Source organism: Streptococcus hongkongensis, from assembly GCF_053206145.1.
Window position 1 is genome coordinate 164,544 of record NZ_JBRUGD010000003.1, and the last position, 13,250, is coordinate 177,793.

13 protein-coding genes are annotated in these 13,250 nt (G+C 38.6%); 11 read left to right on the plus strand and 2 right to left on the minus strand.

Features of this window, described 5'->3' with window-relative positions:
- Positions 1-32: 32 nt before the first annotated feature.
- The 5 genes from ACVRZD_RS03065 to ACVRZD_RS03085 all read left to right on the plus strand — a co-directional run bounded on the left by ACVRZD_RS03065 (position 33) and on the right by ACVRZD_RS03085 (position 5,189).
- Positions 33-836 (plus strand): Cof-type HAD-IIB family hydrolase, encoded by an 804-nt coding sequence (locus ACVRZD_RS03065; RefSeq protein WP_447450252.1) that lies wholly within the window; start codon positions 33-35, stop codon positions 834-836.
- A gap of 60 nt (positions 837-896) precedes the next feature.
- Positions 897-2,678: an excinuclease ABC subunit UvrC gene (gene uvrC, locus ACVRZD_RS03070; RefSeq protein ID WP_037627268.1), complete on the plus strand. Its 1,782-nt coding sequence runs from the start codon at positions 897-899 to the stop codon at positions 2,676-2,678.
- 94 nt (positions 2,679-2,772) lie between these two features.
- Complete coding sequence (locus ACVRZD_RS03075) at positions 2,773-3,375, plus strand: nitroreductase family protein (RefSeq protein ID WP_037627266.1); 603 nt, start codon at positions 2,773-2,775, stop codon at positions 3,373-3,375.
- A gap of 119 nt (positions 3,376-3,494) precedes the next feature.
- A complete protein-coding gene (pepV, locus tag ACVRZD_RS03080; protein ID WP_037627264.1) occupies positions 3,495-4,898 on the plus strand; it encodes a dipeptidase PepV in 1,404 nt (467 codons plus the stop codon).
- A gap of 129 nt (positions 4,899-5,027) precedes the next feature.
- Positions 5,028-5,189 carry a hypothetical protein gene (locus ACVRZD_RS03085; RefSeq protein WP_155274963.1) on the plus strand — a complete coding sequence of 54 codons (162 nt, stop codon included), beginning with the start codon at positions 5,028-5,030 and terminating at the stop codon, positions 5,187-5,189.
- A 248-nt stretch (positions 5,190-5,437) separates the two neighbouring features.
- Here the strand turns inward: ACVRZD_RS03085 and mnmE are convergent, their stop codons facing one another.
- Positions 5,438-6,814, minus strand: a complete 1,377-nt coding sequence (gene mnmE, locus ACVRZD_RS03090; protein ID WP_037627262.1) for a tRNA uridine-5-carboxymethylaminomethyl(34) synthesis GTPase MnmE — start codon at positions 6,812-6,814, stop codon at positions 5,438-5,440.
- A gap of 163 nt (positions 6,815-6,977) precedes the next feature.
- Between mnmE and rpiA the strand changes: the two genes are divergently transcribed.
- The 6 genes from rpiA (at position 6,978) to ACVRZD_RS03120 (ending at position 12,008) form a co-directional block, all read left to right on the plus strand.
- Positions 6,978-7,658, plus strand: coding sequence for a ribose-5-phosphate isomerase RpiA (gene rpiA / locus ACVRZD_RS03095; RefSeq protein WP_037627261.1), 681 nt, complete (start codon positions 6,978-6,980; stop codon positions 7,656-7,658).
- A 65-nt stretch (positions 7,659-7,723) separates the two neighbouring features.
- A complete protein-coding gene (locus tag ACVRZD_RS03100; RefSeq protein WP_447450253.1) occupies positions 7,724-8,935 on the plus strand; it encodes a phosphopentomutase in 1,212 nt (403 codons plus the stop codon).
- Between the two features lie 11 nt (positions 8,936-8,946).
- Complete coding sequence (gene arsC / locus ACVRZD_RS03105) at positions 8,947-9,354, plus strand: arsenate reductase (glutaredoxin) (RefSeq protein ID WP_037627673.1); 408 nt, start codon at positions 8,947-8,949, stop codon at positions 9,352-9,354.
- 14 nt (positions 9,355-9,368) lie between these two features.
- A complete protein-coding gene (locus ACVRZD_RS03110) occupies positions 9,369-10,178 on the plus strand; it encodes a purine-nucleoside phosphorylase (RefSeq protein WP_037627677.1) in 810 nt (269 codons plus the stop codon).
- Between the two features lie 347 nt (positions 10,179-10,525).
- On the plus strand, positions 10,526-11,239 hold the full coding sequence (gene deoD, locus ACVRZD_RS03115) for a purine-nucleoside phosphorylase (RefSeq protein WP_037627679.1): 714 nt from the start codon (positions 10,526-10,528) through the stop codon (positions 11,237-11,239).
- A complete protein-coding gene (locus tag ACVRZD_RS03120; protein WP_037627681.1) occupies positions 11,232-12,008 on the plus strand; it encodes a Gbs1250 family HEPN protein in 777 nt (258 codons plus the stop codon). The genes deoD and ACVRZD_RS03120 overlap by 8 nt, the downstream gene beginning before the upstream one ends.
- A gap of 35 nt (positions 12,009-12,043) precedes the next feature.
- Here ACVRZD_RS03120 and ACVRZD_RS03125 read toward each other — a convergent pair whose 3' ends face one another.
- Positions 12,044-12,946, minus strand: a complete 903-nt coding sequence (locus tag ACVRZD_RS03125; RefSeq protein ID WP_037627683.1) for a LysR family transcriptional regulator — start codon at positions 12,944-12,946, stop codon at positions 12,044-12,046.
- Positions 12,947-13,250: the final 304 nt, after the last annotated feature.

Consider the following 13,250-nt stretch of genomic DNA (forward strand, 5'->3'; position numbering starts at 1 on the left):
TCTTTTAAGCCTTTTTACATAAGGAGCCAACAATGACAATTAACGTATTTGCAACTGATATGGATGGTACCTTTTTAAATGACCAGAACACATATGATCAAGCCTATTTTGCGGCACTTTTTCCAACCCTAGTTGAAAAAGGCATGCATTTTGTAGCTATTAGTGGCAATCAATATTATCAAATTGCAACATTTTTTGAAGGTTACTTAGATCAGATGACAGTTGTTGGAGAAAATGGTGCTTATATCGTCGATAAAGGGAAAGTCTTGAAATCCTATCCACTGCCGAAGGCTATTGTTGAGCAAGTGATTGCTTATTTGGAACAACATCAGTTATCTTCAGAAGCAGTCGTTTGTGGTGAAAATTCAGCCTATATCTTAGCATCAGCAAGTCAAGAAAATAAGGAGTATTTTAGTATTTATTACACTAAATTGCAAGAAGTAGCAAGTTTTCAAGAACTGCCGCAAGATAATATATTGAAGTTTTCATTTAACACACCTATGGATGTAACTGAAGAGATTATTACAGTTCTCAATGAGACACTTTCTGGACAGGTTCAAGCAGTGGCTACTGGTCACGGTAATGTTGATGTGATTGGAAGGGGTGTCAATAAAGGCACAGCCATGAGTTTTTTATTAAACCATTGGGGCTTAAAAGCCAGTAATTTGGTTGCCTTTGGTGATAGTGATAATGATTTGGAAATGCTCAATTTGACTGATAATTCTTACGCTATGTTAAATGCCAATAACACTGTTAAAAAAGTCGCAACCTATCAAACAACGACAAATAATGAAAATGGTGTCTTAGTGGTTATTGATAAATTAATTAGAGATTAGAGCTGATTCAGTCAGCTCTTTTTTCACTCTTTCGGCGTAAAATTTGATAGAATAGTAACTATGAATGAACTGATAAAACATAAGCTAGAATTGCTTCCTGATAGTCCAGGATGCTACTTGCACAAAAATAAAGATGGTAAGATTATCTATGTCGGAAAAGCCAAAAATTTAAAAAATCGAGTTCGCTCTTATTTTAGGGGGAGCCATGACACCAAAACGGAATTGTTGGTTTCAGAGATTGCTGATTTTGAGTTTATTGTGACAAGCTCAAATACCGAGGCCTTACTTTTAGAAATTAACTTGATTCAAGAGAATATGCCCCGTTATAACATCAAGTTGAAGGATGATAAGTCCTATCCCTTTATCAAGATTACCAACGAGCTCTTTCCGCGCCTCTTAATCACGAGACAAATTAGGAAGAATGACGGCCTTTATTTTGGCCCCTATCCAGACTCTTATACAGCCAATGAGGTTAAAAAACTTTTGGATCGGATTTTCCCTTTTAAAAAGTGTACCAATCCCGTCAACAAAGTCTGCTTTTATTACCATATCGGCCAGTGCAATGCCCATACCATCTGTCAGACAGACAAAGCCTACTGGGATGGCTTGGTTGAAGACGTCAAACTGTTTTTGAATGGTAAAGATGACAAAATCATTGATGGACTAAAAAGCAAGATGCAGTCTGCTTCCGATGACTTAGAATTTGAACGAGCAGCCGAGTACCGTGATTTGATTTCGGGAATTGCTACGCTAAGGACCAAACAACGGGTCATGAGTAAAGACTTAATGGACAGAGACATTTTTGGCTACTACGTCGAAAAAGGGTGGATGTGCGTCCAAGTTTTCTTTGTCAGACAGGGGAAATTAATCCAACGTGATGTCAATATGTTTCCCTACTATAACGAGGAAGAAGATGATTTCTTGACCTATATGGGGCAATTCTACCAAGATAAACGACATTTCCTACCTAAGGAAGTCTTCATCCCTGCTAACATAGATCAAGAACTGGTAGAAGCCATTGTGCCAAGCAAGATTATCAAACCACAACGAGGAGAGAAGAAGCAGTTGGTTGCCCTAGCAACCAAAAACGCACGTGTCTCACTGCAACAAAAATTTGATTTACTAGAAAAGGATCTGAAAAAAACAAAGGGTGCTATTGATAATCTAGGTCAATTAATGGCCATTCCAACACCAATTCGGATTGAATCCTTTGATAACTCAAATATCCAGGGAACAAGCCCGGTTGCTGCCATGGTTGTTTTTGTTGATGGGAAACCCAGTAAAAAAGACTACCGAAAATTCAAAATTAAGACGGTCACTGGTCCCGATGACTATGCCAGCATGCGAGAAGTTATTTATCGTCGGTATAGTCGGGTTCAAAAAGATAATTTACAAGCTCCTGATTTAATTATCATTGATGGGGGACAAGGACAAGTCAACATTGCTAAGGATGTCATCCAAAATCAATTGGGTTTGGCTATCCCTGTAGCAGGTTTGCAAAAAAATGACAAGCACCAAACCCAAGAACTCTTGTTTGGTGACCCTTTAGAAGTTATTGATTTACCTCGAAATTCAGAAGAATTTTTCTTGCTTCATCGCATTCAGGATGAGGTCCACCGCTTTGCTATTACCTTCCATAGACAAGTCAGAAGTAAGAATTCTTTCTCCTCAAAATTGGACAAGATTGAAGGGCTTGGTCCAAAGCGCAAGCAAGCTCTGTTGAAACATTTTAAAAATATGACAGCTATTGGGAATGCTACTGTGGATGAAGTTAAAGCCTTAGGGATTCCCCAAAAAGTTGCCGAAAATCTCTTGGATAGTTTTAAAGAAAACGGGGATTAAATTTTTGGTTGAAATTTGCAAAAAAGCATGAAAACAGTTTCAAAAAGTGCTAAAATAAGGTATACGAAAATAAAGATAGATAGGAAGTTTTGCTATGAAATTTCTAGAATTGAATAAGAAACGCCATGCTGTTAAACGATTTAATGATCAGAAAGTTGATTTTAAAGATTTACGTACAGCCATTGAAATTGCGACATTAGCTCCAAGTGCCAATAATATTCAACCTTGGAAGTTTGTTGTGGTTGAAAACAAAAAAGCTGATCTTGCAAAAGATATGGTAGAGGGAAATAAAGTTCAAATTGAACAAGCCCAATATGTGGTAGCCATTTTCTCTGATACGGATTTGGGCAAGCGTGCACGTAAAATTGCGCGTGTGGGTGTTAAATCTTTACCTGATGATTTAATTGGTTACTATATGGAAACCTTGCCTCCACGTTATGAAAAATTCTTACCAGACCAAAAGAGTGATTACTTAGCTTTCAATACTGGTCTTGTGGCTATGAACTTGGTTCTTGCTTTGACTGACCAAAAGATTTCGTCTAATATGATTCTTGGTTTTGATAAAGCAACGATCAATGAGATTTTGGACGTGGATTCACGGTTTCGTCCTGAGATTTTAATCACGGTTGGTTATAGCGATGAGCATCCAGAGCCTACTTATCGACTTCCTGTTGATGAATTGATTGAACGTCGCTAAGGATTTCTAGAGCATTCTATTGGCAAAAATGGTATAATACTACTATTAATAACAATAAAAGGTTAAGTAAGTTGTATGTGACCATACAGCTTATTTCCCTTTAGAAGAGGAGTAATTGAATGATAGATTTTAAAGCAGAAGTTGAAAAACGCAAAGAGGCCATGCTTGAGGACCTGATTAGTTTGTTACGCATCAACTCTGAGCGTGATGATAGTCAAGCGGATGACCGACACCCATTTGGTCCTGGTCCAGTTAAAGCTTTAGAACATTTCTTAGCAATGGCTGAGCGTGATGGCTACACAACTCGTAATATTGACAACTACGCTGGTGACTTTGAATTTGGTCAAGGGGATGAAGTCTTAGGTATCTTTGGTCACTTAGATGTTGTGCCTGCTGGTGCTGGCTGGGATACAGATCCTTATGAACCAGTGATTAAGGACAACCGTATCTATGCGCGTGGGTCTTCTGATGATAAAGGACCGACTTTAGCGTGTTACTATGCCTTAAAAATTATCAAAGAACTAGGTCTGCCTGTTTCTAAAAAAGTTCGTTTCATCGTTGGTACGGATGAAGAATCCGGATGGGGTGATATGGATTATTACTTCGCACATAATGGCCTTAAAAATCCTGATTTTGGTTTCTCACCAGATGCGGAATTCCCAATTATCAATGGTGAAAAAGGTAATATCACTGAATACCTTCATTTTGAGGGTGCTAACGATGGAGCCTTTGTGCTTAAGAGCTTCAAAGGGGGCTTGCGTGAGAACATGGTTCCTGAATCAGCAACTGCCCTTATCACGTCAGCACATGACTTTAACGTCCTAACAGCTGCCTTTGAACAATTCCTTACTGAAGAAAAAGTAACAGGTCAAATCACAGAAGAAGAAGACGGCATTAAAGTGACTGTCATTGGTAAATCTGCCCATGGTTCAACACCAGAACTTGGCATTAACGGAGCTACTTTATTAGCTAAATTCCTCAACCAATTCACATTTGCTGGTCCAGCAGAAGCCTTTCTTAAAACTGCAGGTCAAATTCTTCATGAAGATTTTGATGCTAAAAAACTTGGTCTTGCTTTTGTCGATGACAAAATGGGTGCCCTTAGCATGAATGCAGGTGTCTTCAACTTTGATTCAGAATCAGATGATAACACAATTGCCCTTAACTTCCGCTATCCAAAAGGCATTGATCCTGAAGGACTTAAAGCTGGTCTGGAAGAATTAGCTGGTATTGCGCGCGTGAGCTTATCAGAGCATGGACACACACCACACTACGTGTCTATGGATGATGAATTAGTATCAACGTTATTGTCAGTTTATGAAAAACAAACTGGTCTTAAAGGATTTGAACAAGTCATCGGTGGCGGAACTTTCGGACGTCTCCTAGAACGTGGCGTAGCCTTCGGAGCAATGTTCCCAGGTGACGAAAACACAATGCACCAAGCCAACGAATACATGCCATTAGACAATATCTTCCGCTCAGCAGCAATCTACGCAGAAGCTATTTATGAATTAATCAAATAAAGAGAGAAAAGGAAGTCACGAGGCTTCTTTTCTTCTCCAATAAAATATAAGAGGCAAAAATGTCACTTGAAAATTGTTATGTAAATTGGTAAACTCCATATATATGATATTGTTAATCGGAAAGTGTAAATGGATAATTCTCAAATAAAGAATACCCCTAACGTTACCAAATCAGAAAATCAATTGTTTTTTGACAACTTGAAAAAAGAAATAGTGTTAGGTCATCAAGATATTCAATCAGGTAAGATAACTTCACTTATTGATGTCAGAGAAGAATTTATTCTGGACTAAAAAATTTTTTATAGATTTTGAAAAGCTTACTAATAACGATGCCTTAACTATTTAAGTTTGAGAGCAAAAAACGAGTCTGGGACAACTGTTCTCAGACTCGTTTTTTATAAAGATTTATGTATGTAAGGCAGTGGTTGAGTGGGCTCTAATACGTTGAAAATCAACGGTTACAGCCCTACTCAACTTTGCGGAGGTGGGACGACAAAATCAAACTTCTGCGAAATTACTGATTTTTATCCCACTCTCTTTTATTTCCCCAAACAGAATTGACTGAATAGTTGGGTGATGAGTTCGTCTGGTGCAGCGTCACCGGTGATTTCTCCGAGGATTTCCCATGTTCTGGTTAGGTCTACTTGAAGCAGGTCAACGGGCATGCCCAGGGCTAGACCATCGTTGACAGCTTGTAAGCTTTGGACAGCTTTTTCAATTAAGGAAATGTGACGGGCATTGGATAGATAAGTGGCATCGTGTTCAACTAAGCCTGCATTATCAAAGAAGAGTTGATTGATGCGGTCTTCGATTTGGTCAATATTTTCATTGTTGAGAACTGAAATTTCAATAACATCTTCTGGTAATTGGTCTTTCTCAATCTGTATTTCAAGGTCTGTCTTGTTGAGCAGGATGATACGGTTGCTGTCCTGGCTAAGGTCAATAAGCGCACGGTCTTGTTCTGTTAATTTTTCTGAACTATTGAGAACAAGCAGTACCAAGTCAGCTTCGTTGAGGGCTTTTTTAGAACGTTCAACACCAATTTTTTCAACCACATCTTCGGTATCGCGGATGCCGGCAGTATCAACTAATTTTAAGGGTACGCCCTTAATGTTAACATACTCTTCAATCACGTCACGTGTTGTTCCGGCTATATCAGTAACAATAGCCTTCTCTTCACGCAAGAGGTTATTAAGCAAACTAGATTTACCGACATTTGGCCGGCCAATGATAGCAGTGGAGAGACCCTCACGAAGGATTTTGCCGCGCCTTGCAGTGCGTAGCAAATTCTCCAAAAGCGTCTGAAATTCTTGGGTCTTCTCACGCATTAAAGCAGTAGTTATTTCTTCGACATCGTCGTACTCGGGATAGTCGATGTTCACCTCGACTTGGGCTAAGGTGTTGAGAATCTCCTGGCGGGTATCATCAATCAACTGCTTGAGGGAGCCATCTAGTTGCTTTACAGCTATATTCATGGCCTTATCTGTTTTAGCACGAATGATATCCATTACAGCTTCGGCTTGGGTTAAATCGACGCGTCCATTAAGAAAGGCACGCTTTGTAAACTCACCTGGTTCTGCCATACGGGCCCCGTGCTTGATAAGTAATTGAAGGATTTCATTTGTGACCGCAATCCCACCATGGGTGTTGATTTCAACAACGTTTTCACGAGTGAATGTCTTAGGCTCGCGCATGACTGAAACCATGACCTCATCGAGAATTTCATCTTTATCTGGATCAAGGATATGTCCGTAATTAATGGTATGGGAGGCTACTGTATCAAGGTCTCTCCCTTTGAAGACTGATTTGGCAATGCTTAAGGCCTGACTCCCAGATAAACGAACAATCCCAATGGCACCTTCACCAAGAGGGGTTGAAATAGCAGTAATTGTATCAAATTCTTTAGTTATACTCATAAGTCTAATTGTAGAATAAGTCCTCAAAGATTGCAAGGTTTTGTCTTTGCTTGATTCCACTGAAAGCCTTATAAAAATTCTGCATCAAGGAATATTTTCATTAACAAGATAGGGCTTTCATGTTATAATAAAGTGTCTGAACACTTTTTATTTAGGAGGAATCATGGAAGCGCTGAAAAAAATTGCTGGTGTAACGGCTGCTCAATATGTCACAGATGGGATGACAGTAGGTTTGGGAACTGGTTCAACAGCTTATTTCTTTGTTGAAGAAATTGGTCGTCGTATCAAAGAAGAGGGGTTGCAAGTTGTTGGTGTGACCACTTCAAGTACAACCACTAAACAAGCTAAAGGTTTAGGAATCCCATTAAAATCTGTTGATGAGATTGACAGTATCGATCTAACAGTTGATGGTGCTGATGAGGTTGATAAAGAGTTTAACGGTATCAAAGGTGGCGGTGCTGCACTATTAATGGAAAAAATAGTTGCTACGCCGACCAAAGAGTATATTTGGGTTGTTGATGAGTCAAAAATGGTTGAGCAGTTAGGTGCATTTAAATTACCAGTTGAAGTTATTCAATATGGTGCCAACCGACTCTTCCGTGTTTTTGAAAAAGCGGGATACAAGCCTTCATTTAGAATGGCTGGTGAGCAACGTCTGATCACTGATATGAAAAATTATATTATTGATTTGGATCTCGGTTGCATTGACAATCCTATTGACTTTGCTGATACACTTGATAAAACAGTTGGCGTTGTTGAACATGGCCTTTTTAATGGCATGGTCAATAAAGTTATTGTTGCAGGTAAAGATGGGGTTAAAGTCTTAGAAGCTCCAAATAACTAGTGGCTTTAGAAAAAATATTATAGGTTTTAGGGAGCTAACCGTAACCTCCCTTAGATTGGAGACGTATGTCTAAGTTTAATCGTATTCACCTAGTTGTACTGGATTCTGTAGGAATCGGTGCTGCGCCAGACGCTGATAAGTTTTTTAATGCTGGTGTTGCAGATACAGACTCTGATACGCTAGGTCATATTTCAGAACAAGTTGGTTTAACTGTTCCAAATATGGCGAAAATCGGTTTAGGTAATATTCCTCGTGGAACAGCCCTAAAAACTGTTGCCAAAGAAGCAAATCCAAGTGGCTATGTGACAAAATTGGAAGAGGTTTCTCTTGGTAAAGATACCATGACTGGTCACTGGGAAATTATGGGTCTTAATATTACAGAGCCTTTTGATACTTTCTGGGATGGGTTTCCTGAAGAGATTTTGACCAAAATTGAGGAATTCTCAGGTCGTAAGATTATTCGTGAAGCTAATAAACCTTATTCAGGAACGGCTGTTATTGCTGACTTTGGTCCTCGCCAAATGGAAACAGGGGAGTTAATTGTTTATACTTCTGCAGACCCTGTTTTACAGATTGCGGCTCATGAAGACATTATTCCATTGGAAGAATTGTATCGTATCTGTGAGTATGCACGTTCAATTACTTTAGAGCGTCCAGCCCTCCTTGGGCGAATTATTGCCAGACCATATGTGGGTAGGCCAGGGAACTTCACGCGTACTGCCAATCGTCATGACTACGCTGTCTCTCCATTCCAAGACACGGTTCTTAATAAGCTAGCTGATGCTGGTGTGCCAACCTATGCCGTCGGAAAAATTAACGACATCTTTAACGGTTCTGGTATCACAAACGACATGGGACACAACAAGTCAAATAGCCACGGTGTGGATACATTGCTGAAAACAATGCAATTGCCAGAATTTACTAAAGGTTTCTCATTTACTAACCTGGTTGATTTTGATGCCAATTTTGGTCACCGTCGTGATACGGAAGGTTACCGTGATTGCTTGCATGAATTTGATGACCGTCTACCTGAAATCATTGCTAATATGAAAGAGGATGACCTTCTATTGATTACGGCTGATCACGGCAATGACCCAACTTATGTGGGAACTGACCATACACGTGAGTATATTCCACTATTAGCTTATTCACCTTCATTTACTGGAAATGGTGTGATTCCACAAGGTCATTTTGCGGATATCTCAGCGACAGTGGCTGATAACTTTGGTGTTGAAACTGCCATGATTGGCCAATCATTCTTGGCTGAATTAGTATAGGGGTCAAACAGATGGAAAAAGTTACCATTTATCATAATCCAAAATGTGGAACGTCACGCAATGTATTAACCATGATTCGTCATGCGGGAATCGAACCTCATGTGATTGAGTATTTGGTGAATCCACCGAGCAGAGAAGAAGTGTTAGGTTTAGTGGCAACAATGGGAATTTCTTTTGACGAATTAGTTCGGAAGAATGTGCCAGAATATCATCAGCATGGACTGGATGTAGAAACTGTGTCTGATGAGAAGATTTTGGATGCCATGATGGCAGATCCGATTTTAATCAATCGACCTATTGTTGTGACAAGTAAGGGTGTTAAGCTCTGCCGTCCATCAGAAGTATTATTAGATATTTTACCAGTTCCTCTTCCTAGTCCTTATACTAAGGAAGATGGAGAAGTGGTCTATCCTAAATAAGGAAAGGGGATAACATGTCGTTAATGACAAAAATTAAGGAAACAAGAGATTTTTTAATCTCAAAGGGAATCGCGTCGCCAGAATTTGGTCTCATTTTAGGATCAGGATTAGGTGAATTAGCTGAAGAAGTAGAAAACGCTATTGTTATTGATTATTCTGATATTCCAAACTGGGGGCAATCAACAGTTATTGGACATGCAGGAAAATTAGTCTATGGAGAGTTAGCTGGTCGCAAAGTCTTAGCTTTGCAAGGACGTTTCCATTTTTATGAAGGTAATCCACTTGAAACAGTTACTTTCCCAGTACGTGTGATGAAAGCTTTAGGCTGTACAGGAGTTTTAGTAACAAATGCAGCTGGAGGAATTAACTATGGCCCTGGAACACTTATGGTTATAACAGACCATATTAACATGACAGGCAATAACCCATTAATTGGTGAAAATTTAGAAGAGTTTGGACCTCGCTTCCCAGATATGTCTGATGCTTATACTGCTGACTACCGTAAAATTGCTCATTCAGTTGCAGAACGTTTGGAAATTAAGTTAGAAGGTGGTGTCTATATTGGCGTAACAGGACCTACTTATGAAACACCTGCCGAAATCCGTGCCTTTAAAACACTCGGAGCTGATGCTGTTGGTATGTCAACTGTTCCTGAAGTTATCGTAGCAGCGCATTCTGGTATGAAAGTGCTTGGAATCTCTGCCATTACAAACTTCGCAGCTGGTTTCCAATCAGAATTAAACCACGAAGAAGTTGTTCAAGTAACTGAACAAATCAAAGGTAACTTCAAAAGCTTGGTTAAAGCCATTCTTGCTGAACTATAATAATATATTTATTAACAAAACTAAAAAAATCAGAAAGGACAGAGAAGTTCATTTGCAAATTTGAATTCAGGTCCTTACTAAAATTAAAAAATATAAAATCAGAAAGGTGAGGGCTGAGTTCATTAATTGAACACGGGCTGAGGACTGTGTGAAAAAGATAAATTGTCTTGCGTTTACAATGCGACGTCAGTTTCCTATTTTCACGGTGTCCTCTTAACGCCCTTTGTATCTTCAATTTGAACTCGAGCGGAAAGCTTGGAAAATAGATAACCTTCGTCAGAAATCAGGATTTCTGCTCAGGTTCCTAATTTTCAGTCGCTTTCTGTTCGCTCTCTGTATCATTTATTATGTCTATTCATATTTCTGCTCGTTCTGGCGAGATCGCTGATAAAATTCTTCTTCCTGGGGATCCTTTGCGTGCGAAGTTTATTGCCGAAAATTTCCTTGAGGATGCTGTTTGTTTCAATGAAGTTCGTAACATGTTTGGTTATACTGGTACTTATAAAGGGCACCGTGTGTCTGTAATGGGGACTGGTATGGGGATGCCTTCAATTTCGATTTACGCACGTGAGTTGATTGTTGATTATGGGGTGAAAACACTTATTCGTGTTGGTACTGCTGGTGCTATTGATCCTCAGGTTCATGTTCGTGAATTAGTCTTAGCCCAAGCGGCAGCAACTAACTCAAGTATCATTCGTAATGACTTCCCAGAGTTTGATTTCCCTCAAATTGCTGATTTTGGTTTGTTGGACAAGGCTTACCATATTGCTAAAGAGATGGGAATTACTACACACGTCGGAAATGTTCTGTCTTCTGATGTTTTCTATTCAAACTCACCAGAACGTACTATGCAACTTGGAAAACTTGGTGTCAAAGCTGTTGAGATGGAAGCAGCAGCACTTTATTACTTAGCTGCTCAACACAATGTTAAAGCTTTAGGTATTATGACTATTTCAGATAACTTAAATGATCCAAGTGAAGATACAAGTGCTGAAGATCGTCAAACAACCTTTACTGATATGATGACAGTCGGATTAGAAACATTAATCGCAAATGACTGAATTAAATGAAACAATAGGCATCCTTTTGGATGTCTATGCTTATAATCACGCCTATCATATTGCGTCAAAAACACCCAATATTTCTAAAGACGCCCAATTTTTGATTGCTTTACTAAAGGAACGACGTGAATTGAATTTGGACTTTCTCTATTCACATCAAGCTGATGTCAAAAGAATTGAAGAGACCTACCAATTTCCCTTGGTGATGAATTCAGATATGGTAGATGAGCAATTGGCTAATTATATTTTGGATTTAGAAGTCAAGGTAAAAAATGGTGAAATTATTGATTTTGTGAGATCGGTTTCTCCCATTTTATACCGTTTATTCCTAAGGCTTGTAACATTTCAGATCCCTGACTTTGCGTCTTATATTATTGATACAAAAAATGATGACTATGATACTTGGAATTTTGATGCCATGTATCAAGCGCATTTACCTATTTTTGATCTGTATTTAGCCAAACGACAAAATCGAAATATCACTAGTCGGAGTTTGACGGATATTATTCAATTATCGAACCTTCCAGATGATATCAAAGAGACTGTTGAGGGATTAAGAAAGTTTGAAAAATCGGTGCGTAATCCTCTAGCTCATCTTATCAAACCGTTTGATGAGGAAGAATTATATCGCACGACACGCTTTTCATCACAAACTTTTTTGGACAATATTATTGATTTGGCCACCTATGCCGGGGTTAATTATCAACGGACGCCATTTTATTTTGATCGCCTAAATGCTATTATTGAAGAGCAATTAGACATTAAATAAGCTAGTCAATTTTAAAATGACTAGCTTTTTTCTGTTTAAAATTGGACCTCTTGGATAAGATAATCAATAAAGGCTTGGCCCATTTTAGATAAATTAGCTTTTTCATGAGTGATGTAAACAATATCAATTAGGTCCGGAACATCAAGTGGGATTGCAAGGATGTCATCGCCGTTTAAGTTGCTGTTTAAGATACCACTGGCTACAGTATAGCCGTCAAGACCAATCATCAGGTTGAATAAAGTGGCACGGTCACTGACAACAATGGATTTTGGATGAGTGATTTCTGATAACATTTCTTCTGAAAAGTAGAAGGAATTGTGTAAGCCTTGATCATAGCTGAGGTAAGGGTAGGATTTTAAGTCGTCAAAACTCAAGGATGACCGATTGGCTAGTGGGTGCTTGCGGCTAATAAAGACATGGGGGTGTGCTTTGAAAAGTGGCGTCGCAATCAAATGGTTATCTTCCATCAGTTTAGTAAGGACGTCTCTATTGTAATCATTCAAAAAGAGAACACCAATCTCTGATCGAAAATTTTTCACATCATCAATGATTTCCCAGGTTCTCGTTTCACGTAAGAAAAGTTCATACTGGGTCATGTCTGTCTCTTTTAATAGAGAAACAAAAGCATTCACAACAAAGGCATAGTGTTGTGAAGAGACGCTGAATAATTCACGTTTGGTATTTTTATTTTTATAGCGGTCTTCTAGAAGCGATGTCTGTTCGATGACCTGACGCGCATAAGATAAAAATTCTACGCCGTCTTTTGTTAGGGTAATCCCTTTGGGATTTCTAATAAAAATGGTGATTCCCATTTCCGTTTCTAAGTCTTTTACAGCATTTGATAGGCTGGGTTGGGTTATAAATAATTTTTTAGCAGCAACATTCATAGAGCCACATTCGACAATCTTGATGATGTAGTGTAATTGTTGTAATCTCATGGCTTTAGTCTAACTCAAATTGTTAAAACTTTCAAGATAGAATGAAAAATAATAGAATAATTAGAGAAGTAAAATGTATAGAAAAATGTATAAATACGCCTAGAGGTATAGCAAACTGTTAATCGAAGAAGTAAACACTTTCAAGGAAATTACTTGTATTCTTAATCTTTTCTTAATCACGACAAACGCATGAAGAAAGCTTTGTTTTCAGAAATCAAGATTCATAATGACAAAATCAGTCAAAGTAGTAAACTAGAAGTGAGGTGACTAGGATGATTGATTTTATTATTTCTATTGATGAACG

Bases quoted from the DNA above. Each gene is read 5' to 3' on its own strand.
- ACVRZD_RS03125 (WP_037627683.1), bottom strand. From the start codon at position 12,946: ATGAGATTACAACAATTACACTACATCATCAAGATTGTCGAATGTGGC.
- ACVRZD_RS03065 (WP_447450252.1), top strand. From the start codon at position 33: ATGACAATTAACGTATTTGCAACTGATATGGATGGTACCTTTTTAAAT.
- ACVRZD_RS03075 (WP_037627266.1), top strand. From the start codon at position 2,773: ATGAAATTTCTAGAATTGAATAAGAAACGCCATGCTGTTAAACGATTT.
- ACVRZD_RS03120 (WP_037627681.1), top strand. From the start codon at position 11,232: ATGACTGAATTAAATGAAACAATAGGCATCCTTTTGGATGTCTATGCT.
- mnmE (WP_037627262.1), bottom strand. From the start codon at position 6,814: ATGAGTATAACTAAAGAATTTGATACAATTACTGCTATTTCAACCCCT.
- uvrC (WP_037627268.1), top strand. From the start codon at position 897: ATGAATGAACTGATAAAACATAAGCTAGAATTGCTTCCTGATAGTCCA.
- pepV (WP_037627264.1), top strand. From the start codon at position 3,495: ATGATAGATTTTAAAGCAGAAGTTGAAAAACGCAAAGAGGCCATGCTT.
- deoD (WP_037627679.1), top strand. From the start codon at position 10,526: ATGTCTATTCATATTTCTGCTCGTTCTGGCGAGATCGCTGATAAAATT.
- arsC (WP_037627673.1), top strand. From the start codon at position 8,947: ATGGAAAAAGTTACCATTTATCATAATCCAAAATGTGGAACGTCACGC.
- ACVRZD_RS03110 (WP_037627677.1), top strand. From the start codon at position 9,369: ATGTCGTTAATGACAAAAATTAAGGAAACAAGAGATTTTTTAATCTCA.
- ACVRZD_RS03085 (WP_155274963.1), top strand. From the start codon at position 5,028: ATGGATAATTCTCAAATAAAGAATACCCCTAACGTTACCAAATCAGAA.
- rpiA (WP_037627261.1), top strand. From the start codon at position 6,978: ATGGAAGCGCTGAAAAAAATTGCTGGTGTAACGGCTGCTCAATATGTC.
- ACVRZD_RS03100 (WP_447450253.1), top strand. From the start codon at position 7,724: ATGTCTAAGTTTAATCGTATTCACCTAGTTGTACTGGATTCTGTAGGA.